Origin of the sequence: Acidisphaera sp. S103 (assembly GCF_009765975.1) — a bacterium.
In the GTDB taxonomy this organism is placed as follows: Bacteria; Pseudomonadota; Alphaproteobacteria; order Acetobacterales; family Acetobacteraceae; genus Rhodopila.
Map to the genome: position 1 here is coordinate 93,257 of NZ_LMUJ01000095.1, position 21,771 is coordinate 115,027.

A 21,771-nucleotide genomic window follows, 5' to 3' on the forward strand; every position below is an offset into this window, starting at 1 on the left:
CATGGGGCAAACTGGCAAGTGTCCGCCGGACAACATCCGTACTGTTTGCTTGGACTCGGGCACCGAGGATCGGGGCGGGGCAGTGTTGGCCAGCATAGACTGGATACCAGACCGTCGATGCAATGCGGGGGCGGTTGTTTCAGACTTAATTCGGCCCACAGCACGGAAGAGAAGCGAACATGACGACACGGTCCTGGGACGGTGGAACGGGTGATTGGTACAACGCGCTTCTCTGGTCCACGACGACCGACGAAACCGGTGCCCCTGTTCCGGGAGATACCGTGCTGATCAACAGCGGCACCGTCACCGTCAGCGGCGCGGAGGAAACCACGATCGGTGTCGGTCTCGATGCCGTCCTGGTCACGCTTGGCGCGGTCACGATGCTCGATCCGGCGGTCATCGCCGCCACCGACGCGCGCCTGGGTCAGGCGTTCACTATCGTCAGCAACGCCACCGCGCCCTACGCCACGTTCGACACCACCGGACCGACGGGCCTGTCGGGCACGATCCTGGCCAGCGCCGCCGGTGGCACGTTCGGCATAGACGCCACTGCCGCCGACGGCACGCAGCAGGGGGCCTTTGTCCTGTTGCATGGCGGCCTGATCGACGTGTCCGGCGGGGACGACCTGATACTGACCGGTTCCATGGTCACTGACAGCAATGTAACGATCGCCGCCGGCAGCACCTTCACCAACAACGGCATCGACAGCGTCTTTGGCGGCACCACGTTCATCTCACCCACCGCGACCCTGACCGGCGCCGGCACGTTCGAGGCAGGGCCTGGCGCGACACTGGAGTTCGAAAGTGCGGTTCCCGCCACGCAAATCATTACCTTCGGCACCGCCGGCCGGCTGGACCTGACGTCTCCATCCACCTTCGCCGGCACGATCGCGTCGTTCGTGCTGAGCGACACCATCGATCTGCTGAATATCGTCGCCAATTCCGCGTCCTACGACCTGGGGTCCGGCCTGCTGACGATCGACGACAATGGCTCACCGGTCGCGACGATCGCGATGCAGGGACCCACATCGAGCATGCTGCTGAACACCAGCAGCGACGGCTCGGGCGGCACGTTGATCACCTATCCCGGATCGGCTTCGCGCACGTCGTATGAGATCGACGTGGCCGACCAGGCAGTACAGGCCGACGTCGTTCGCCAAACGCTGACCACGGCGGCCGGCGCGCCGATCAACGGGGCCGGCATCACCATCGGCATCATGTCGGACAGCTTCAATGCCACGCTGAACGGCGTGGTCGATCCGGCCGATGTGGCAGCCGCGCTTGGCTATCTGCCGGAAACCGCGGACGACACGTCAGCCGTCACGATCCTGAAGGACTCGACGCAATCAGGGGTGGTAAACGAAGGCCTGGCGATGGCGGAGCTGGTGCATCAGATCGCACCGGGCGCGGCCATCGATTTCTACACCGCGGAAGGCGGCCAGGAGAGTTTCGCGCAGGGGGTGACGGCCCTGGTTCAGGCCGGTGCCAACATCATCGTCGATGACTGGTCGTTTTCCGACACGCCGTTTTATCAGGTCGCAGGCCCGGTCGAGACCGCCGTCGAAAACGCGGTTTCCGCCGGCGTCGACTACTTCACCGCGGCATCGAATTTCGGCGACGCCTACTATGAAAGCACGTGGCAGCCCACGGCGGCGCAACTTGTGCTGCAGTCGGGACAGCCGGCCCAGGACGTCACCGCGCAGCAGTTCAGCGACGGAACGCCGTTGCAGACCATTACGATACCGGGCAGCCTGGCGACGACGATCGAACTACAATGGAACGCGGCCTGGCCGACGCCGGGCGGCAGCGTTTCGGACCCGATCGCTATGGCGCTGTACACCGCCAACGGCACCCTGGTGAACACGTCCAGCCAAGTCTTCGACAGTTCCGCCGATTATGGATTTATTCCAGAAATCCAATTGTCCATACCGGTCACCTCGGTCGCCACGCAATACGAACTGGCGATCTACCAAACCGGAACGGCGTCGGTCTCGCAGTTCAAATACGTGCTTTTCGGCACGCCCGGAACCGTCGCCGTCGACGCCACGGTAGGTGACGGCAGCACTGTGTCGGCGCAGGACCCCGGCGGCATTATCGACGATCCGGCGGCGGGCCAGGGATCCGGCGACGTCCACGGCCAGGAACTGGTGCCCGGCGCGAACACCGCGGGCGCGTCGTACTGGTCCACGTCGCCGGCTTTCGGGGTCGCACCCGACTGGACGGAGTATTTCTCCAGCGTCGGCCCCGGAACGTTGTTGTACGACCAGAACGGCAACCCGCTGACCACGCCGCAATCGGCCGGCAAGGTCGATTTCGTGGCGCCGGACGGGATTCAGACCTCGGTTCCGGGCTTCCAGGCTTTCTTCGGCACCTCGGCGGCCGCACCGGATGCAGCCGCCGTCGCCGCGCTGATGTTGCAGGCCGATCCTTCCCTGACGACGTCGCAGGTCACCAGCATCCTGGAACAAACCGCCCTGAACATGAATTTGCCCGCCGCCGACCAGGGCGCGGGCCTGATCCAGGCAGACGCGGCGGTGGCGTTCGCGCAGACGCTGTGTTTCCTGCGCGGCACACGGATTGGAACGCCGGCGGGCGAGGTCCCGGTCGAGTGCCTGACGGCCGGTGACACGGTCCTGACCCTATGTGGCGGCACAAGGCGGATCGTCTGGATCGGCAAGGGCCATGTGCTGGCCACGCGCGGGCGGCGCGGTCCGGCGACCCCCGTCATCGTGCGCCAGGGGGCGTTCGCGCCCGACGTGCCGCATCGCGATCTTCATGTAACCAAGGGGCACGCTTTCTACATCGACGGCGTGCTGATCCCGGTGGAATTCCTGGTCAACCACCGCTCGATCATCTGGGACGATCACGCCCAGGAGGTCACGCTGTATCATGTCGAGCTTGACACCCACGACGCCCTGCTGGCCAACGGCGCGCTGGCGGAAAGCTATCGCGACGACGGCAATCGCTGGCTGTTCCAGAACGCCAACAGCGGCTGGGGCCTGCCACCGCAACAGCCGTTCGCCCCGGTGCTGACCGGCGGCCCGATCGTGGATGCCGCATGGCGCCGGCTGCTGGACCGAACCGGGCCGCGTCCGGGCCTGTCGATGACGCACGATCCCGATTTGCATCTGCTGGTGGACGGGTGCCGGATCGACGTGACGCAGCGCGCCGCCGACGCGCATGTCTTCACCCTGCCGGATCGGCCGGGGACGGTTCGCATCGTGTCGCGCGCCGCGGTGCCTCAGGAGGTCGGCGTGGCACGCGATGCCCGCGATCTGGGAGTCGCGCTGCGCGGTATCGCGCTGCGGCGAGGGACCCGGTTCCAACTCATCAAGGCGACCGACCCGCGGCTGGTGGACGGGTTCCATGATTTTGAACCGGACACCGGTGTTCGCTGGACGGACGGGGACGCAACGTTGCCGGCGGCGCTGTTCGACGGCTGGTATGGGCCGATGGAGGTCGTTCTGACAGTCGGTGGAACCACCCGCTATATAGACGATGGGGATTGTCGGCTGGTGGCGTGACGGTCTGGCGACCGACGCCGCTCAGCGCACAGCGCCGACCCCCATGACCGGAATCCCCGAGGCACCAGGTCGGCGAGCGGCAAGCAGTTCACGTGCTTCCTCCAATCGTTCCGCTTCCAGGTATGCTCTCAGCAACGTAAACGCGATCAGGTCGTGCTGCGCTCGGCTGCCGCCGATCCGTTCGCTTTCCCCGACCAGCGGCGCCAGTGCGTCGATCGCCGCCTCAAAATCCCCCCGCTCATACGCCGCGACGCCACGCGACGCGCTCGGCAGGTAAGACCCCGACGGATACCGCCCCTCGCGTGCCAAATCCTCCATCTGGCTGGCCCGCGCATCCAGCCCGCTGTCATCCCCCATGACCGCCTGAGCCAGAATGACATGCAGGTCGGCAAGCCCATTGCCCGGCCGCGCCAACGCGCTGTTCGCATAGTCATACATCGCCCGCCAGGCGTCGGCATCGCGCGGATACCCGGCGAGTTCGGACCGCCATAGAAACGCAGCCGCATCCGACATCTTCTGCTGCGGACCGCCACTGTGCCGCCCGAGCGTTAGGGCGTCCCGATACAGGCGTAGCGCCTCGGTCCAGTTGCCAATCTGCAACTCACACAGCGAGAGATGCCAACTCAAATGACCATAGAAAAATCCGTTTCTTGGATAGTCAGTCAGCCACGAGGACAGGAACAACCGTCCCGCATCAGCCTCACCCATCTCGTAACAAATATGCGCGTAGCCATGCGCGACATGGGCATTGTTAGGGTTCGCCGCCAGCGACTGCTCGATCTTCGGCTTCGCGGCCGACAACTGCCCGTCCTCGGACAATGCCATGGCGTGATGGGCCAGAAACCAGGGATCGTCGCCGTAATGCGGCGCCAAACTGTCCATCAGCACCGCGATCTGGTGCTTCTGTCCGATCCGGCCGGAGGCACCGATCAAACCATTGGGGTTCGCGGCGCTGGCCAGCACCAGTGCGTCGCGCGGCCATTGTGCCAGATGCTCGGACAACGCGGCGATCGCGGCGTCTGAGCGGCCCGCGAACACCTGGTCGAAGAACGCGATATGACCGGCCTCGCGTGCCGGCAGGCCGGCGGCCAGTGCGTCCGCCTGCGCCTGAACGGCCTTGGCCGCTGCCACATTTCCCTCCCGCATCAGCACCTGAGCCTTGCCGGTATGCGCCATGGCAAAACCGGGATCAGCGACGATCGCCCGATCAAACGCCTCGATCGCGCCGGGGTAGAGAGTCAGCGCCAGATCGCGGCCTTGAACGTAGGCGTCCCGAGCCGCGACGGAGGTGGTCGACAAGGACTGGTCGTATCGGTCGGTGAACACGGTGAATGATCCTCCTGGCCGCGTTCCTAAAGCCTACCTGCATCTTTGGCCTCCATAAAGGGGCACCCGTCGGGCGGCGCGAAAACGCCCTAATGAAACACCGGCAGATGCCAGTGCCAGAACACCCCGAGCAACCGGGCCGCGAAGCACATCAGCCCGCCGGTCGCCGACGCCACCTGCATGGAAAAACCGCACCGGCGCACCAGCAGGATCGCCACGCAGCCGAGGATGGCCGCGGTGGCATAGAAGTCGGTGCGCAAGATCACCGGCACCTGCGTAAGCAGCACATCCCGTACCACGCCGCCGCCCACCGCGGTCAGTGTTCCCATTAGGACAGTGCCGAATGGCCCGATCCCTCGCACCAACGCTTTCTGTGTCCCGGCGACGGCGAACAGCGCGAGACCCGCCGCGTCCAGCACAATCAGCGGCATGGCGGGCACCGGCGGAAGGGCCAGCGCGGCCAATACGGCCACCACCGCCCCGGCGATCGTCGCCAGCGGATAGCGTTGATCCCGAATCGCGGCCGGTGGCACTGCGCCGAGCAATACGTCTCGGATGATCCCACCGCCCAGCGCGGCCACAAAGCCGATCACCACGACACCGAGCAGGTCCAACCCGGCCTGACAGGCGATCGATGCGCCTTCCAGGGCGAACACGAAGGTTCCGCCCAGATCGGCGGCCAGCACCAGGTTGGCCAAGCCGATCCGGCGCCTCACGCCTTCCCCGGGTCTTCCAGGCCAATGGCGCGGAGCCGGGCATCTTCCTCATCCCAGCCCTTGCGTTCCTTGACGTTGAGGAACAGATGCACCGGCCGCTCCAGCAGGCTGGCCAGATCTTGCCTTGCCTTGGCGCCGATGGATTTGATCTTGCTGCCTTTGTCGCCGATCAGGATCGCCTTGTGACCGGGCCGGGCGACATAGATCGTAACCTCAATGCGAACCGAACCGTTCTTGTGGTCCTTGAAGGATTCGGTTTCGACGGTGGCACCGTAGGGGACTTCCTCGTGCGTCTGCATGAAGATTTGTTCGCGTACCGTCTCGGCTGCCAGAAGGCGATCCGGCAGGTCGGTCAGGTCGTCTTCCGGATATAGCCAGGGCCCTTCCGGCACCACGTCGGCCAGGGCGTCTGCCAGACGCCGCATGCCGTCGCCGGTCTGGGCACTGACCATGAAAGTTTCCTCGAACTTCGCCAGGGCGCTCAGCGAGGCGATCAACGGCAGCAGTGACGCTGGCGTCACCAGGTCGGTCTTGTTCAACACCAGCCAGCAGCGGCGGCCGGAGGCGCCCAGTTGCGCGGCGATCTCCCGCACGTCATCGCGCAGGCCGGACTTGGCGTCGACCATCAGCATCGCCACGTCGGCATCCGCTGCCCCCGACCACGCCGCGGCGACCATTGCCCGGTCCAGCTTACGCTTGGGGCGGAAAATGCCGGGCGTATCCACCAGTAGCACCTGCGATTCCGCGCGCATCAGGATACCCAACACCCGGAACCGAGTCGTCTGCGCCTTCGGCGACACGATCGATAGCTTCGCCCCGGTCAACCGGTTCATCAGTGTCGATTTGCCCGCGTTCGGTGCCCCGACAATGGCGACGAAGCCACACCGCATCGGCGGCGGCGCGGTCATGCCGGCAACCGCGCGAGCAATGCCTCGGCCGCGAGTTGCTCCGCGGCGCGCTTGTTGCCGCCGATGCCGATCCCATCCAACGACCCCACCGTGACGGTGACGATGAACTCGGGTGCATGCGGCGGGCCGGATCGTCCGGTTACTTCGTACACTGGCAGATCCCTACCCCTTTTCTGCGCCCATTCCTGTAACGCCGTTTTTGCATCCTTCGGCGGATCGGCCTGTTGGATCATCGCCTCATTCCAGGCACGCCGCACGAAATTCCGCGCGGGCTCCAGGCCACCGTCCAGATATAGTGCGCCGAGCGCGGCCTCCAGCGCATCGGCCAGCACGGTCGCCCGCTTGGCGACGCCGGCCTTCGCTTCCCCCGGCGATACCGACAGCGCCGCCGCGAGACCGGCCGTCTCGGCAACAACCGCCAGCACCGGCTGAGACACCAGATAAGCCAGTCGCCGGCCCAGTTCGCCCTCCTGCTCGCGCGGGAAGCGTTCGGCGAGCCATTCGGCCATGGTCAGGCCGAGAACCCGGTCGCCGATGAACTCCAGCCGTTCGTTTGATGCGTGCTTACGGCCCCTGCCCTGGGCAGCCGAACGGTGGGTCAAAGCTTCTTGCAGCAGGTCCGGGCGTTTGAATGCGTGGCCAAGGATGGTTTCGAAGGACTGGCTCATTCAGTGCAGGGGTTTGAGAATCCGGGTCCACCGGATCTCGAACGGCCATTCCCAGAATTCATACCACGGGTATTCCGCATCGATCGAGAAGAACAGGATTTCCGCCTTGCCCACCAGATTCTCCACCGGCACGAAACCAACTCCGTCCATGAACCGGCTGTCGGCACTGTTGTCGCGGTTGTCGCCCATGGCGAAGACGTGATCGGGCGGCACGACGTATTCCTGGGTGTTGTTGACCCAGCCGTCGTCCCGCTCCTTCAGGATCTCGTGCTTCACGCCGTTGGGCAGCGTCTCCTGGTACAACTTCCGCATCATTTTGATGCCGTCGTCGTCAGCCAGGTAATCGCCCTCCGGTTGGCGCGGGCACAGCACGCCGTTGATGTAGAGTTGACCCTCACGCACCTGGATATGGTCGCCCGGCAGGCCGACAATGCGCTTGATGTAGTCGATCGACGTGTCGCGCGGATACTTGAACACCACGACGTCGCCCCGCTTCGGCAATGAGCCGAAGATGCGGCCGGAGAACAGCGGCAGCGAGAACGGCAGCGAATACATCGAATAGCCGTAGCTGTATTTCGCCACGAACAGATAGTCGCCGACCAGCAGGGTCGGGATCATGCTGCCGGATGGGATGTTGAATGGCTCGAATGCCACGGTCCGTACACCAATGGCGATCAGCCCGGCATAGACGATGGTCTTGATGTTCTCGACCCAGCCGTTGGCTTGCCGTCTGGGTTTAGCCTTGGTGGTCGCCATGGGGGCAACGGACTTTCAGATGGTATCAGCGGCGCGGCCGCGAGAAGCGAGCGGATGAAGCCCATGGCCCCCCGCCCTGTCAAGGAACCGGTTTAAGACGCTGGAATCGCAGAGATAATCACATGGGCGTATGCGTAGGGGTACTCGTCGGTCATCGTCAGATGCACCATCGCCGTCATCCCCACCGGTGTAATCGCCTTCAGCCGTTCCGCCGACCCGCCTGTCATCTTCAGCGTCGGCTGGCCGCCCGGCAGATTGACCACACCTAAATCGGAGAAGAAAACGCCCCGCCGAAACCCGGTCCCCAGCGCCTTGGCCGCGGCTTCCTTGGCCGCGAACCGCTTTGCGAACGTCGCCGCCTGGATCTTCTCGATCCGTCGCATGGCCTTCGACCGCTCGGTTTCCGTGAAGATACGTTCGAGGAAGCGGGTGCCGTGACGCTCGATGGCCTTCTCGATACGGCGGATGTCGCAGATATCGGAACCGATGCCCAGGATCATCCGCCCGTCGCCCGTTCGACGCCCTTGATGGCTTTCAGTCCGCGCAGCCCGACCACGACCTTCGCCAGATGGGCGACGTCCCGCACGTCGACATCCACCAGGACCTCCATGAAATCCTGCTGACGGTTGACGATCTTCAGGTTGGCGATCGCCCCCTCCTGCTTGGCCACAGCGTTGGAGATGTCGGCCAGCGACCCCTGCTCATTGTCCGCGATGACACTGATCCTTGCGGTGTGGCCGGCCCCTTTCAGGTCGCCGCCTTCCTTGCCGACGGCCTGGTAGTTCCAATCGACGTCGATGAAGCGTTCGGGGGTCTCGGAGAACCCGGTCAGGGTCTGGCAGTCGCGGCCATGAATGGTCACGCCCTTGCCGGTGGTGACGATCCCGACAATCTCGTCCCCCGGTACCGGATGGCAGCAGCCGGCAAACGTGAAGGCCATCCCGGGGACCAGGCCGGTAACCGGCATATCGCGATCGTGCCGAGCGGGCAATTTGCCGCGCGACAGCATGGGGGGCATCATTCGCGGGCCGCGCGGGGCCTGCCGCAACTCGGGATACGCGGCGTGAACCACGTCCTTGGCCATCAGGTTGCCATTGCCGACAGCGATGTAGAGTTCGTCGGTGGAAGCGATCTTCAGCGCCTTCAGCGCGGGTTCCAGGGCTTTTTCCGACCCATCCACGCCCGCCGAACGGAATGCCTTGGTCAGCTCGACCCTGCCGGCGTCCCGGCTTTGCTGGCGCTGCTCCTGGTGGATGAAGCGGCGGATGCGCGCGCGCGCCTTGCCAGTGACGACGAAGCGGTCCCATTGCGGCGACGGGGTGCCGCCGCGGGCGGTCATGATCTCCACCTGGTCGCCGTTTTCCAGGTGGTGGCGCAGCGGCATCAGCCGGCCGTTGACCTTGGCACCGACGCAGGTGTCGCCCACCTGGCTGTGCACCGCATAGGCGAAGTCGACCGGAGTCGCGCCGCGCGGCAACTGGATCAACTGCCCCTTCGGCGTGAAGCAGAACACCTGGTCGGCGTAGAGTTCCAGCTTGGTGTTTTCCAGGAACTCATCCGGCGCGGCCGAATCCTCCAGGATTTCCAGCAGGTCCTGCACCCAGCGGAAGCGCTGCACGTCGGTGCCGTCGACCTTCTTGTCCGGGGCCTTGTAGACCCAGTGCGAGGCGACGCCGTTTTCCGCCACGTCATTCATCTCGGCGGTGCGGATCTGCACCTCGATCTTCTGGTTGCGCGGCTGGCGCAGCGTGACGCCGGTGTGCAACGACTGGTAGCCGTTGGATTTCGGGGTGGAGATGTAGTCCTTGAACCGGCCGGCGATCACCGGGTAGGCGGAGTGGACGGCGCCGAGGGCGGCATAACAGTCGGCCTTGGTCTGCACCACGATCCGAAACGCCATGATGTCGGACAACTGCTCGAAGGCGACGTTGCGTTTGTGCATTTTCTCCCAGATCGAGAACGGCGACTTCTCGCGCCCCATGATCTCGACCGGCTCGACGCCGGCCTCGCGGCAGACCTGGATCAGTTCGCGCCGGACGTCGTCGATGACGTCCGCCCCCTGCCCGCGCAGGAAGTTCAGCCGAGCCATGATGGTGCCGTAGGCTTCCGGCTCCAGTTGGGTGAAGGCCAGCGTTTGCAGTTCGGTCTTCACCGCGTCCATGCCGATGCGTTCGGCCAGCGGGGCGTAGATTTCCATCGTTTCGCGCGAAATGCGCTTGCGCCGATCTGGGTCGCGGACGAAATGCAACGTCCGCATGTTGTGCAGCCGGTCCGCCAGCTTGACCAGCAGCACGCGGATATCTCGGCTCATGGCCAGGACGAGTTTGCGGAAATTCTCCGCCTGCTTGGTGCGATCCGATTGCAGTTCCAGCCGCGTCAGCTTGGTGACACCGTCAACCAGGCCGGCGATCTCCTTGCCGAATCGGGCTTCGATCTCGGACAGCTTGTACGACGTATCCTCGACGACGTCGTGCAGCAGTGCCGTGGCGATGGAGGCAACGTCCAACCGGTAATCGGCCAGGATGCCAGCGACGGCGACGGGGTGGCTGAAATAGGGGTCGCCGTTATCGCGGCGTTGCGTGCTGTGGGCCTTCTCGGCCAGATCGTAGGCCGCGTCGATCAGCGCGGTGTCGGCTTTGGGGTCGTAATCAAGAATTTTCCGGGTCAGCTCGCACTGCGCGAGCACACCGAGCCCGGGCGGCTTGGGCAGGTCGGCGAGATCGCCGGGCAGCGCGACGGCACCGGCCAGACCAGCGGGGGTCGGCGCGGACTGGTTCATCTCGCCGCCGAAGCCCCCGTCTTTCATGGGCGGTTACCGAGGAGCTCGGCCGCCGAGTTCCGCCTCGATGGCCGCTTCCAGGTCTTCGGGTGACAGTTCCTCGGTGCCTTCCGAGGGCAGTCCGGCCGCTTCTTCCTCGGCCGCGACATCCTGCAGGCCGAAAATGTTTTGGTCGGTCGGGATCAGGTCCAACACTTCCTCGTCGGCCGGCTCCGGCTCCGGCGAGCGAGACAGCGACTTGATCAGGTCCTGCTCGATCCGCGGCAGCTCGATCGTCTCATCCGCGATCTCCCGCAGGGCGACGACCGGGTTCTTGTCATTGTCGCGATCGATCGTCAGCTCTTCGCCCCGGCTGATGTTACGGGCGCGCTGCGCGGCGAGCAGCACGAGCTCGAAGCGATTGGGGACTCTTTGAACGCAATCTTCAACGGTGACGCGCGCCATGCGCTCAGCCTCCGGGATGGAATGACGGGGAAGGGTGCATTTAGGCGAGGGGAACCCACTTTGCAAGCGGTAACACCGCAATGCAGCGTCGTGGCAACCAGGGACGCTGCGGCGTCCGGCTATGGCAGGCGTCAATGCGATCTGACGATCGTCACGCAGTCGATGCCGGCTCCGGCCGGTCTGTCACGCAACAATGACGATGGGCGTTGCCTCGGGGAAGCGCCGGCCCGGGAGATCGGTTCGACCCGGCGGATCGCGGTTCAAGCGCGTCGAACCAGATCCCCGCCCGGGATCGGCCACCGGTCCGCGGCACACGGCCGATGAAAGCAATTCGTAACCTTCGACGTGCGATACACGGTTGATATGCCTGAAAACCCTCAGGGCAAATTGATGAGTCGAAGCTCTTACGATCCGGAAACCTTGCTGGAGATGGCGGCGCAGTGGCGAGCCCGAGCGGCCGCGGCCTCGCTGGAGGAGGAACGTGTGTTCTGCCTCGCCGAAGCGGATCGATGCGAGCGTCGCGTCCAACTTTCTCGATCAACCCCAGTTCTTCGTGAGACAACGGGCCGTTTATGAGACATCAAAGGGCCATATTTGTTCGCCCTGAATGCCGCATCGTGACCGCAGATCGTTAATTTTGCTTGCAAAGCGGTTTCAAATTCCCGGGACGAATTAGTAACTTGGGCAACGATTTATTATAAATATAACGGCACGGTCACCGGTCGCTCGCAGGTGATCAGGCAAAATGCTGCCTCGAATCGATAAAATGAGAGTTGGACGATGGACGACATCTTTGGCCAGGCGTGGTCCGCCGCACGAAAGACGATCGGGCCCGATCTCTGGGAACGGTTGCCCGACGCGGTGCGGGTTCATGCAGCCTACGAGCAGATCTGCCGGATGGATGTGGACGAGATGGAAGGACGCCCGCTGTTCGGCGACAACCTGACACAGTCCTCGTAACCGGGCTTGTTCTACCTGTTTAGGCGAATGACCGCCATGAGACGTGCCGGTTCGCCGGTCAAGATCGGGCGCGTATTCCACCCCTGCTTCCTGACTGTCGAGAGAACCGAGCGGATGATGGCGGAATCCTTCGCACCATCCCGCGATCGAAAGCGACCAGAGGCCTTTTGACGTAGCGTCATCGTGTGCCGTCCCGTTCGTGAAGCCCCGGCCGTTCACGAGAACGCCATGGCAACATCACTCGATTAGCGATCAGACCTGGTTTCGCCGGCAAATCTTGCTCCTGCGCCAGACCCGTACGGACTTGGTCAGTCCGCGGTGGCGACGCCGCCCGGGAGGGTATGTTCAGCCCGGCGTGACCTGTGCAATCGCCTCTGTCGACACGGAACCCGCAGGCTAAAGCCGCGGCAAACGGAGTCCTCTTGCGTCGTCGTCAAGAAGATATTGTGCATTCTTGCCATGCGCGGTTACGCTTCTTGTGAGACGGGCCGACAGAATGCCCGTCCGAAAACAACGACAATAAACAGGGATTCCAAAACAATGTCTGGATATAACAGAACCGAAGATAATGTTCCGTGGTGGAAGGAACCCACCAAGGACCAATGGTATGCCTATTGCGCGGCCTGGATGGGTTGGACGCTGGATGCGTTCGATTTCACCGTCTTCCTGCTGATCATGGCGCCGATCGCGGCGGAATTCCATGTTCCGCTGCTGGACGTGACAGCGATCTTCTCGGTTACCCTGATCATGCGATTGAGCGGGGCGACGGCGTCGGGCTGGCTGGCCGACCGGCTGGGGCGGCGGGCACCGCTGATGATCTCCATCCTTTGGTACTCGGTCTGCAACTTCGCGGCCGGGCTGTCGCCCAGCTTCACCTTCCTGTTCCTGGCGCGCGCGATATTGGGCATCGGGATGGGGGCGGAGTGGCCGGCGGGTGCGGCCCTGGCGATGGAGTCCTGGCCGGCCCGGTCGCGCGGCCTGATGTCGGGCGTGCTGCAGGGGTCTTGGGGGCTGGGGTTTGCGTTGTCGGGGCTGGCTTACGGGTTCCTCTACGCGCCGCTGGAAGCGTGGCACAAGGGTTACGGCTGGCGTGGCATGCTGATCCTGGGTGTGCTGCCGGCATTGGCCTGCGTCTGGATCCGGTACTATGTGAAAGAGCCGGAAGTCTGGACCGAGAACAAGAAGATCCAGGACGCCAGCAAGGCTCAGGTTACGTTGCCGCTGTTCGCGATCTTCAAGCGCAAGTATTTGTTCAACACATTGACCGGCTGCGTGTGGATGGGCGCGAATTTCTGCGTCTACTACGCTATGTGGGCAATGCTGGGGACGTATCTGCAGAAGGAGCTGGGCTGGACGCCGGCTCAGGTGGCCGTTCCGGTGTTCTGGGGCAATATCCTGACCTTCGCGGCATGCAGCTTCTGGGGCGCGTTGTCGGAGCGGATCGGGCGGCGGTGGGCGCTGATGATCCCGTGCAGCATCGCCATCGTCCTGGTGCCGCTTTATCTGTCGACGACCGATCCAAACTGGTTTCTGGGTCTATTCTTGCTGACGATCTGCTTCGTCGCCGGCAAAGACGCGCTGAACCCCGGCTGGCTGTCGGAACGCTTCCCGACCGAGGTGCGTGCGACGGCGGCCGGGTTCGTTTACCACCAGGGGGCGGTCTGGGGCGCGGCTGTGGCCCCGACTCTGACCTATTTCGCGGTCAATCGGCAGATGGGGTTCGCCATGCCGATGCTGTACGCCACGGTCGGATCGCTGATCGTGTATGTGATCGCGGTGTACCTGGGGCCGGAAACCAAGGGCAAGGTGATGACGGCCGAACTGGAGGTCATCGAGGTGGGCGTGTCGGTGTAGCGCCGGGTGCGGGCGGCCGGGGCTTGGGTCCCGGCCGTGCTTCTGTTGGGTTCGGGTCACTCGCAGTTCCCGGCGGGGATGACTGTTAAGAATGAAACGCCAAGACGCCAAGTAATGCCAAGAGCGCGTGCCGGTGGATCTGGCAATGCCTCGGGACCAAAAGCAGGCTCCAGGGTGGGCCGATGTTGCCGGAACGCTCTCCCTCGGCGTGTCTTGGCGTTTTCGCTTTTTTCAACACGATCAGGCCGCGCCGCCGGCGTTATCCGTGCAGATGCACCAGCCAGAGTGAGATCGCCGGGATGTAAGTCACCAGCATCAGTACGGTGAACATCACCAGGTAGAACGGCCAGATTTCGCGCATCACCTGCTCCAGCGACACTTTCCCGACCGCGCAACCGACGAACAGGATGGCGCCGACCGGCGGGTGACACAGGCCGATGCCCAGGTTCAGCAGCATGATCATGCCGAAATGCACCGGGTCGACGCCGAAATTCACCATCACCGGCAGCAGGATCGGCGTGACGATCAGGATGGCCGGCGCCATGTCGAGCAGGCAGCCCAACACCAGCAGCAGCACGTTGATCATCATCAGGATGACGTATTTGTTGTGCGAGATCCCCAGCAGTACCGCGGTGATCTTCGCCGGCACCTGCATCAGCGCCATCATGTAGCCGACCGAGGACGCGAACGCGATCAGCGTCATCACCATCGCCACGGTGCGCAGCGTCCGGTGCACTAGGCCCGGCAGGTCGCCCCAGCGGTAATCGCGATAGATGAACATCGTCACGAAGAATGCCCAGACGCACGCCACCGCACCGGCCTCGACGGCGGTAAAGACGCCGCCCAGGATGCCGCCCAGGATGATAATCAGGGTGATCAGCCCCCAGAACGCCTCCAGTGCCATGCGTCCGGCCAGGCGCAGCGGCACCGCCTCGCCCTTCGGGTGGCCGTTCCGGTATGCCAGCACCAGGCACAGGATGATCAGCGAGAAGCCCAGCAGCAGGCTGGGCATGATGCCGGCCAGGAACAGGCTGAAAATCGAGATCGTGCCGCCGGTGGCCAGCGAATAGATCACCGCGTTATGGCTGGGCGGCATCATCAGCGCCTGCACCGAGGCGCTGATGGTCACGTTGGTGGCAAACACCCGCGGATAGCCGGCTTCCTCCATCTGCGGGATCATCACCGACCCGACGGCGGAGATGTCCGCCACCGCCGACCCCGAAATCCCCGACAGGAAGGTGGTGGCGACGATATTCACCACCGACAGCCCGCCGCGCAGGCGCATGAAGCCGACCAGTACGTTGGCGAAACCGACCAGGCGGCGGGCCATGCCGCCCTCGGCCATGATCGCGCCGGCGAGCACGAAGAACGGGATCGTGAGCATGGCGAATTTCGAGACACCGCTGGAGACTTGCAGCATCACCGCCTCGGGCGGGATGTCGATCCACCAGGCGGCTGCCAGGGCGGCGAGGCCCAGCGCGTAGGCGATGGGCACGCCGATCGCGATGCAGGCGAACAGCGTGCCGATAACGATAAGGACGTCCATATCGGGGGTTCCGGTTACTCGAAGGCGGCGGTTGCGTGGGCGTCACCGGTTGTGTCGGCGGGGGGGCCGATCAGCAGGCGCTCGATCACGAACAGCAGCAGGCAGAACCCGCCCAGTGGGATCGGCAGGTAGGTGACGCCGACGGACAGCGCCGGGAACTCGGCGATGGACTGGTTCCAGGTGGTGGCGCACAGGCCGTAGCCCCAATCCATCATGAACAGGCCGACCGCCGCCATCAGCAGTTCCGCCACGATGTCGGCGAGGCGGCCCAGCCAGGGAGGCATGCGGTCCCGGACGAAGGAGACGCGCATGTGCAGGCCGACGCGATAACAGGCGGCGGCGCCGAAGAAGGTCAGCACGATGGACAGCAGGATCGCCGCCGGTTCGGGCCAGGATGAGGCGCTGTTCAGGCCGTAGCGGGTGAAGACTCCCCACGGGACGATCAGGGAGATCAGCACCATGGCCGATCCCGCCACGACGACGCAGACACCGTAGACGGCGTCCATCGCCTGTCTGTACAGACCGACCATCTCGCCTGAACTACTGCACAGCCTGGATACGCTTGATGATGTCGGCGAATTGCGGGGCGTATTTGTCCCACACCGGCTTCACCGCGGCCTGGAACGGCGCCTTGTCCTTGATCGTCACGATCTGGATATTGGCTTCCTTCATCTTCGCCAGCGCCTTGGCCTCATATTCGTTCCACAGCACGCGTTCGCGCATCTGCGCCTGGCGCGCCAGCTTCTGGATCAGCGCCTGATCGTCCTTGGACAGCTTGTTCCAGATGGGTTTGGAGAACACCAGCATCTCCGGAACAATCAGGTGTTCCGTCAGCGTATAGTATTTCGCCACCTGGTAGTGGTTGTCGAAGACAAAACTCGGCGGGTTGTTCTCGGCACCGTCCACCACGCCGGTCTGCAGCGCGGTGAACACCTGGTCGTAGCCCATGGCCACGCCGTTGCCGCCCAAATCGTTCATCATGTCGACGAACATCGGATTGCCGATGACGCGGATCTTCAGCCCCTTCAGGTCGGCGAGGTCGGTGATCGGCCGCTTGGTGTCGTACATATTGCGCGCGCCGGCATCCATCCAGCACAGGCCGACTAGGTTGGCGGTCGGGTGGTTGGTCACCTTGTCCAGCAGTTCCTGGCCGATCTGGCCGTCCAGCACTTTCTCGGCGTGTTCGGTGTTGCGGAACAGGAACGGCAGGTTCAGCACGTTCAGGTCGGGAATGACCGGACCCAACGCCCCGACGCTGACCCGGGCGAGCGCGATGGCGCCGATCTGGGCCTGTTCGATGGCCTCCTTTTCGCCGCCGAGCTGCATGGAGGCATACATCTGGACGGTCAGGCGGCCGCTGGTGTCCTTGTCCAGTTCCTTGCCCATTTCCTCGACCGCCACCACGGTCGGATAGCCCTCGGGGTGAACGTCGGACGCCTTGAAGACCATTTTCGACTGCGCCACGGCCGGACGAGCGAATCCGCCTGCCCCCACCAGAAGCCCAGCCGCGGCGAACCGCATCGCGTCACGTTTACCGATCATCATTTCCTCCCCTGCCGGCGTGTCCGTCACCGGCTTGCCTGTTGTCACTGGCAGTCATACGATGACTGACAACAAACGCGCAACGGTCTCATGGCGGCACGATCCAAAAAAACGCTTTCGTCGCTCACCCCGATCGATCCGCCGCGCGGCCTGGTGCGGCAGACCGGCCAGCGCATCGCCGCCGACATCGCCAGCGGGCGGCTGACGCCGGGCACGCAGCTGCCCACCGAACAGGCGATGATGGACGCCATGGGCGTCAGCCGCACGGTGATCCGCGAGGCCGTCGCGGCCCTGCGCGCCGAGGGCCTGGTCACCACCCGCCAGGGCATCGGGTCCTTTGTCGCGGAGCAACCGGCGCATGCGCTGTTTCGCTTGGAGCCCGGCCAGGCGGCGTCCCTGACCGATGCCCTGCACATCATGGAACTGCGCCTGGCGGTGGAAACCGAGGCCGCCGGGCTGGCGGCCGAACGGGCCACGGAAGCGCAACGTGGCGCCATTCGTGCGGCGCTGGTCGCGATCGATGTGGCGATCGAACGCGGGGAGCCGGCGGTCGGCGAGGACTTCGCCTTTCATGCGGTCATCACCGATGCGACTGCCAACCCGCAGTTCCGGCAGTTCCTGAACTTCCTGGGGCGCTTCATTATTCCTCGGGCCAGCGTGCGGATCAGGGCGCTGAATCTTCGGACGTATCTGATGACGTTCCAGGAGGAGCATCGCGCCATCGTCGCCGCCATCGATTCCGGTTCGGTCGAGCATGCTCGTCAGGCGATGCGGGCGCATCTGGTCAACAGTATCGAGCGGTATAAGGCGCTGGCGCCGGACCGGCTGGCGTCTCATGCCCTTCCCCTGACCGAACGGACGCCGTAAGGACAAGGCCAACCGGATAGGGGATTGCGCATGGCTCGTTCGCTCAAGGTCGCGGTCCAGATGGACCCGATGGACACGATCAACATCGACGGAGATTCCACCTTTGCCCTGATGCTGGAGGCTCAGGCGCGCGGCCACAGCCTGTGGCATTACGAAGTCCGCCACATGGCGCTGAAGGAGGGCGTGGCCCGTCCCGACGGCGGCAAGCGGGAGGAGCGGTTGTTCGCCCGCGCCCACAAGGTGAAGGTGGCTCGGCGGCATGGCGCGCATTATGAGTTCGAGGCGATGGCGCCGATCGACCTGGGCACCATGGATGTGGTGCTGATGCGGCAGGATCCGCCGTTCGACATGGCCTATATCACCGCGACGCATATGCTGGAACATATTCAGCCCGGCACGCTGGTGGTGAACGACCCGGCCGCGGTGCGCAATGCGCCGGAGAAGATCCTGGTGACGAATTTCCCCGACCTGATGCCGCCGACGCTGATCACCTGGGATGTGGAGGCGATCCGGTCATTCCGAGCGGAGTACAAGGACATTATTGTCAAGCCGCTGTTCGGCAACGGCGGCGCGGGTGTCTTCCGCATCAAGCCCGATGACGAGAACCTGGGCGCGCTGGTGGAAATGCACACCGCGCGGTCTCGCGAGCCGTTGATGTTCCAGCGTTACGAACCCGCTGTCCGCCGCGGCGACAAGCGTATTATTTTGGTCGACGGCGAACCGATGGGCGCTGTCAACCGGGTTCCGGCCGCGGGTGAGGCCCGGTCCAACATGCATGTCGGCGGACGGCCGGAAAAATCGCCGCTGACCGCGCGCGACCTGGAGATCTGCAAGGCGATCGGACCGACCTTGCGCGACCAGGGCATGATCTTCGTCGGCATCGACGTGATCGGCGATTACCTGACCGAGATCAACGTCACTTCGCCCACGGGGTTGCAGGAGATCGCTCGGTTCGATGGCGTGCATCTGGAAAAGGCGATCTGGGACCGTATCGAGGCGAAAGTCGGGGGCTGAGGCGTCGTTGAGGCATGCGCGCAGGCCCTGTGCGCGGATCGATTTCGGTGCGATACGATAGCAAATCGCGTTGATGCCGACCCTTCGGTTGGCGCCGGTTGGTATCCGTGCCTTTTACGTGCAAAAGCGAAGCCGTGGTGGCGAGCCTGTGTTTCACCGTCGTGGACCATGATCGCAGTGCCGGGGATCGGTCGAAGAAAAGGCGAAAACGCCAAGACGCCAAGAAAACGCCAAGAGAGATTGTTCCAGCGACGCCGGTTGGTACAAGAACGTTGTTTTGTCCGAGCGGGCAAAATGGAACCCGCGTTTGTGTTCATTCTTTCTTCATTTCAGAACGTAGAAAGAATGATAGCCGCGGGGGACCACGAAGACGTGCCGTGTGACGGCGGTGGGACCGGCCGCACATTTCATTTGGGATAGAGATTGATATGTGTTGGCGTGACAGTCGAGCGTGAGGGGGCGGTGCGAACACCGCTGCCGGCTGTTTAGGAGATCAAGCCGCCACGCTCTCACCAAAATCGGGGTACTGTGTCTCGCCCCTGAGGGTCAGCACGACCTCGACACCACCATCCCGGAACCCGTCGAACAGGTCGGCGGGCAATGAGGCGAAGCCGTTGGTCCAGCGTAGGCCATCCGCCGGTTCATAGCCGTGGAAGCCGTCGGCCAGGCGTTCGTCCGCCGCGTCGATTGTCACGGCATTGCCGCCATGCCGCAGGATCACACGGGTCAGCGCCACGCCCAACGGTCTTGGGTCACGAATCAGGCCCAGTTCCGCGGGGACGCCGTCGCGTGAGGCGATATGAACGGTGGTTGGGCAGGTATCCAGGCGGAAAACGCTTTCCTGCCCGTATGCCTTGGCAGCATCGATCCATTTCCCGTCGACGACGAGATGCAGGTCCGGATCTCCGGTCAGCGGCGGCAGATCGCGGGGACCGGCTCGGTCCATCAGGCGCCGCCACACCGCATCGATGACCGGTCCCCCCGGTCACCACCGGCGCATACGGTTCCAGCGGCGGCAGGTCCCAGCCGGCGTTGCCATTCTGGAACAGCCAGCGGTTGCCGTCGTCGCGGTAGCTCTCGACCGGCGCCCCGTTGGTGAACACCACGTCGTGGGCGTCCAGCTCGATATGATACAGCGTGACTTCCCTGGCGTGGTCGTCCCACAGGATCGTCCTGTGATTGACCAGGAATTCCACCGGGATCAGCACGTCATCGAGGTAGACACTGTGCGCCTTGGTGACCCGCAGATCCGCATGCGGCATCTTGGGGCCCAGCGCGTTCGCGCGTACGATGACCGGCGTTGCCGCGCTGCGATGCCCGCGCGTAGCGAGCACCTTGCCGACCCCGATCCATGTGATCGTCCGTGTGCCATTGTTGCCGAGCGTGCGGACGGTGTCGCCGACGGCGAGGTTCTCGACCCTGATTTCTCCGTTGGGGGTGTCGATTTTGGTGCCGGGGCCGAAGCACAGCGTCGTCAATTCGGTGGTACCGTCGATCGTCGTGGAGTGGAAGGTACCCAGGTCGCCGACGAAGGTCAGCGTCACGGGGGAACTGCCGCTCAGCGTCACCTTGGTGACACCGTCGCTGTAGGATTGCGTGACGGTCGGGTCCGTCACCCCGGCAACGTTAATCGTGTCGCTGGGGCTGAAGCCGACGATGGTCACGCCTGCAATATTGTTGTTGGCATCGACGACCCAATCGGCATTCGGATCGAACTTCAGCGTGCCGAAATTGGTGATGGACGATCCGAATCCGTTCAGCGTGGTTTGACCAGAGCCGGCCGCGAGTTCGAACGTGCTGTTGGCGCCGCCCCCGACCACGTCGCCGATGAACACGCGGTGGTCTGATCGATGACGAGATCCGAATGGATCGAGGACGCGAACGTTACGGCGGGGCCCGTACCGCTATCGATGACGCCAGCGTTGTTGACGGTGCCGGCGACAGCATAGGAGCCGTTCTGGGTTATTTCGACGCCATAAAATCCGGTACTGACGATCGTGCCGCCGCCCAGATTTGTGACGGACCCACCGGCGGCCAGCAAAATAGCGCCGTAGTTGGTGGTTCCGCCGCCCTCGATCAGGCCCTGATTCAGAACGGTCCCGGCATAGTTGTTGACGAATATGGCGGAAGCCGCGATCGTGCCGGTACTGGTATTGGTGACGGAACCGCCGTGTTCCAACGCGATGGCGCCGGCGTTGCCTATCGCCCCGATCCGCCCGGAATTGATGACCGTGCCGCTGTATGAATTAAAGAGAATCGTTGTACCTGGCTCCGCCGGAATGCTGTTAACGTAGCCGGAGGCCAAATTGACAAACGTGTCCCCCTCGCCATGCAAGGTTGTGCCACCAAAAATCACGCCAAGTTCGCCACGAATTGTGCCGGCATTCGTAAGGACGTCGTAGTTACCTCCGACGTAGATACCGTTTTCGCCCACGCCCGTAATGATAGTCGCGCCCGGCACAACGTACGCCGACGTATTGCTGGCAGTCAGAATGTATTGCGAGGTGGAACTCGTTATGGTGATCGTCATCGTATTATCTCCGATCCTTCAGCCCAAATTGGGATGGCCATTCGGTAGCGTACCGTAACAGGGTAGCCCAGTCCGGTCGCCGTGACAGGACGCATAATTCCGACGGAGCGGTGTGTCGAAACAAAATTCGTACCTATTCGCAATGAATGGCAACAAACCTGTACGCTAACGAATTGAGCCTGCCCTCACAAGGTCCCCCAATTGCCGGAGCGGCGCATCCGTCTTACACATTGTAACGAGCGCGACCGTTACAGTCTTCCTTTACATACGATAGCGTTGCGATGCCTGCTAAATATGGTTATTTCGATATCGAAGTATAAAGGCTTGAATCAAGCGA

19 protein-coding genes are annotated in these 21,771 nt (G+C 63.6%); 5 read left to right on the forward strand and 14 right to left on the reverse strand.

All coding sequences use genetic code 11. The features are described from left to right. Positions 1–179 precede the first annotated feature (179 nt). Positions 180–3,524: a Hint domain-containing protein gene (locus GSQ89_RS31730; RefSeq protein ID WP_158932114.1), complete on the forward strand. Its 3,345-nt coding sequence runs from the start codon at positions 180–182 to the stop codon at positions 3,522–3,524. Positions 3,525–3,545: 21 nt separating this feature from the next. On the opposite strand, the gene GSQ89_RS31735 is transcribed toward GSQ89_RS31730, so the two are convergent. From GSQ89_RS31735 to rpoZ, 8 genes are all read right to left on the reverse strand, one after another. Then, positions 3,546–4,850, reverse strand: coding sequence for a tetratricopeptide repeat protein (locus GSQ89_RS31735; protein ID WP_158932115.1), 1,305 nt, complete (start codon positions 4,848–4,850; stop codon positions 3,546–3,548). Between the two features lie 89 nt (positions 4,851–4,939). After that, the gene (locus GSQ89_RS31740) at positions 4,940–5,566 is read right to left on the reverse strand and encodes a trimeric intracellular cation channel family protein (RefSeq protein WP_254073455.1); all 627 of its coding nucleotides are present in this window, start codon (positions 5,564–5,566) and stop codon (positions 4,940–4,942) included. Continuing rightward, complete coding sequence (era, locus tag GSQ89_RS31745; RefSeq protein WP_254073456.1) at positions 5,563–6,474, reverse strand: GTPase Era; 912 nt, start codon at positions 6,472–6,474, stop codon at positions 5,563–5,565. Before era ends, GSQ89_RS31740 begins: the two co-directional genes overlap by 4 nt. Further along, on the reverse strand, positions 6,471–7,142 hold the full coding sequence (gene rnc / locus GSQ89_RS31750; protein WP_158932116.1) for a ribonuclease III: 672 nt from the start codon (positions 7,140–7,142) through the stop codon (positions 6,471–6,473). Before rnc ends, era begins: the two co-directional genes overlap by 4 nt. Beyond that, positions 7,143–7,898: a signal peptidase I gene (lepB, locus tag GSQ89_RS31755; RefSeq protein WP_158932117.1), complete on the reverse strand. Its 756-nt coding sequence runs from the start codon at positions 7,896–7,898 to the stop codon at positions 7,143–7,145. Between the two features lie 92 nt (positions 7,899–7,990). Beyond that, complete coding sequence (acpS, locus tag GSQ89_RS31760; protein WP_158932118.1) at positions 7,991–8,398, reverse strand: holo-ACP synthase; 408 nt, start codon at positions 8,396–8,398, stop codon at positions 7,991–7,993. Then, on the reverse strand, positions 8,395–10,704 hold the full coding sequence (locus GSQ89_RS31765; RefSeq protein ID WP_254073457.1) for a bifunctional (p)ppGpp synthetase/guanosine-3',5'-bis(diphosphate) 3'-pyrophosphohydrolase: 2,310 nt from the start codon (positions 10,702–10,704) through the stop codon (positions 8,395–8,397). Before GSQ89_RS31765 ends, acpS begins: the two co-directional genes overlap by 4 nt. A 6-nt stretch (positions 10,705–10,710) precedes the next feature. Next, a complete protein-coding gene (gene rpoZ / locus GSQ89_RS31770) occupies positions 10,711–11,121 on the reverse strand; it encodes a DNA-directed RNA polymerase subunit omega (protein WP_158932119.1) in 411 nt (136 codons plus the stop codon). Positions 11,122–11,901: 780 nt separating this feature from the next. On the opposite strand from rpoZ, the gene GSQ89_RS31775 reads away from it, so the two are divergent. Further along, a complete protein-coding gene (locus GSQ89_RS31775) occupies positions 11,902–12,081 on the forward strand; it encodes a hypothetical protein (protein ID WP_158932120.1) in 180 nt (59 codons plus the stop codon). Between the two features lie 540 nt (positions 12,082–12,621). Next, entirely contained in the window at positions 12,622–13,935 is a 1,314-nt protein-coding gene (locus tag GSQ89_RS31780) for an MFS transporter (protein ID WP_158932121.1), read from the forward strand. Between the two features lie 259 nt (positions 13,936–14,194). Here the strand turns inward: GSQ89_RS31780 and GSQ89_RS31785 are convergent, their stop codons facing one another. The 3 genes from GSQ89_RS31785 to GSQ89_RS31795 are packed head-to-tail and all read right to left on the reverse strand — an operon-like array spanning position 14,195 to position 17,023. Next, on the reverse strand, positions 14,195–15,481 hold the full coding sequence (locus GSQ89_RS31785) for a TRAP transporter large permease (RefSeq protein ID WP_158932122.1): 1,287 nt from the start codon (positions 15,479–15,481) through the stop codon (positions 14,195–14,197). Positions 15,482–15,495: 14 nt separating this feature from the next. Further along, positions 15,496–16,011 (reverse strand): TRAP transporter small permease, encoded by a 516-nt coding sequence (locus GSQ89_RS31790; RefSeq protein WP_158932123.1) that lies wholly within the window; start codon positions 16,009–16,011, stop codon positions 15,496–15,498. A gap of 10 nt (positions 16,012–16,021) precedes the next feature. Beyond that, positions 16,022–17,023 (reverse strand): TRAP transporter substrate-binding protein, encoded by a 1,002-nt coding sequence (locus GSQ89_RS31795; protein WP_158932124.1) that lies wholly within the window; start codon positions 17,021–17,023, stop codon positions 16,022–16,024. Between the two features lie 90 nt (positions 17,024–17,113). Between GSQ89_RS31795 and GSQ89_RS31800 the strand changes: the two genes are divergently transcribed. Together GSQ89_RS31800 and gshB are read left to right on the forward strand one after the other, a co-directional pair. Next, positions 17,114–17,890, forward strand: coding sequence for a FadR/GntR family transcriptional regulator (locus GSQ89_RS31800; protein ID WP_158932125.1), 777 nt, complete (start codon positions 17,114–17,116; stop codon positions 17,888–17,890). Between the two features lie 30 nt (positions 17,891–17,920). Further along, the gene (gene gshB, locus GSQ89_RS31805) at positions 17,921–18,904 is read left to right on the forward strand and encodes a glutathione synthase (protein ID WP_158932126.1); all 984 of its coding nucleotides are present in this window, start codon (positions 17,921–17,923) and stop codon (positions 18,902–18,904) included. A gap of 493 nt (positions 18,905–19,397) precedes the next feature. On the opposite strand, the gene GSQ89_RS31810 is transcribed toward gshB, so the two are convergent. The 3 genes from GSQ89_RS31810 to GSQ89_RS31820 are packed head-to-tail and all read right to left on the reverse strand — an operon-like array spanning position 19,398 to position 21,434. Further along, positions 19,398–19,640, reverse strand: a complete 243-nt coding sequence (locus tag GSQ89_RS31810) for a hypothetical protein (protein ID WP_158932127.1) — start codon at positions 19,638–19,640, stop codon at positions 19,398–19,400. A 16-nt stretch (positions 19,641–19,656) separates the two neighbouring features. Continuing rightward, positions 19,657–20,739, reverse strand: a complete 1,083-nt coding sequence (locus GSQ89_RS31815) for a Hint domain-containing protein (RefSeq protein WP_158932128.1) — start codon at positions 20,737–20,739, stop codon at positions 19,657–19,659. Continuing rightward, complete coding sequence (locus GSQ89_RS31820) at positions 20,661–21,434, reverse strand: hypothetical protein (RefSeq protein ID WP_158932129.1); 774 nt, start codon at positions 21,432–21,434, stop codon at positions 20,661–20,663. Before GSQ89_RS31820 ends, GSQ89_RS31815 begins: the two co-directional genes overlap by 79 nt. Positions 21,435–21,771 lie beyond the last annotated feature (337 nt).

Coding starts and splice junctions, on each gene's coding strand:
- GSQ89_RS31730 (WP_158932114.1), top strand. CDS start 180: ATGACGACACGGTCCTGGGACGGTGGAACGGGTGATTGGTACAACGCG.
- era (WP_254073456.1), bottom strand. CDS start 6,474: ATGACCGCGCCGCCGCCGATGCGGTGTGGCTTCGTCGCCATTGTCGGG.
- rnc (WP_158932116.1), bottom strand. CDS start 7,142: ATGAGCCAGTCCTTCGAAACCATCCTTGGCCACGCATTCAAACGCCCG.
- lepB (WP_158932117.1), bottom strand. CDS start 7,898: ATGGCGACCACCAAGGCTAAACCCAGACGGCAAGCCAACGGCTGGGTC.
- acpS (WP_158932118.1), bottom strand. CDS start 8,398: ATGATCCTGGGCATCGGTTCCGATATCTGCGACATCCGCCGTATCGAG.
- GSQ89_RS31765 (WP_254073457.1), bottom strand. CDS start 10,704: ATGAAAGACGGGGGCTTCGGCGGCGAGATGAACCAGTCCGCGCCGACC.
- rpoZ (WP_158932119.1), bottom strand. CDS start 11,121: ATGGCGCGCGTCACCGTTGAAGATTGCGTTCAAAGAGTCCCCAATCGC.
- GSQ89_RS31775 (WP_158932120.1), top strand. CDS start 11,902: ATGGACGACATCTTTGGCCAGGCGTGGTCCGCCGCACGAAAGACGATC.
- GSQ89_RS31780 (WP_158932121.1), top strand. CDS start 12,622: ATGTCTGGATATAACAGAACCGAAGATAATGTTCCGTGGTGGAAGGAA.
- GSQ89_RS31785 (WP_158932122.1), bottom strand. CDS start 15,481: ATGGACGTCCTTATCGTTATCGGCACGCTGTTCGCCTGCATCGCGATC.
- GSQ89_RS31790 (WP_158932123.1), bottom strand. CDS start 16,011: ATGGTCGGTCTGTACAGACAGGCGATGGACGCCGTCTACGGTGTCTGC.
- GSQ89_RS31795 (WP_158932124.1), bottom strand. CDS start 17,023: ATGATCGGTAAACGTGACGCGATGCGGTTCGCCGCGGCTGGGCTTCTG.
- GSQ89_RS31800 (WP_158932125.1), top strand. CDS start 17,114: ATGGCGGCACGATCCAAAAAAACGCTTTCGTCGCTCACCCCGATCGAT.
- gshB (WP_158932126.1), top strand. CDS start 17,921: ATGGCTCGTTCGCTCAAGGTCGCGGTCCAGATGGACCCGATGGACACG.
- GSQ89_RS31820 (WP_158932129.1), bottom strand. CDS start 21,434: ATGACGATCACCATAACGAGTTCCACCTCGCAATACATTCTGACTGCC.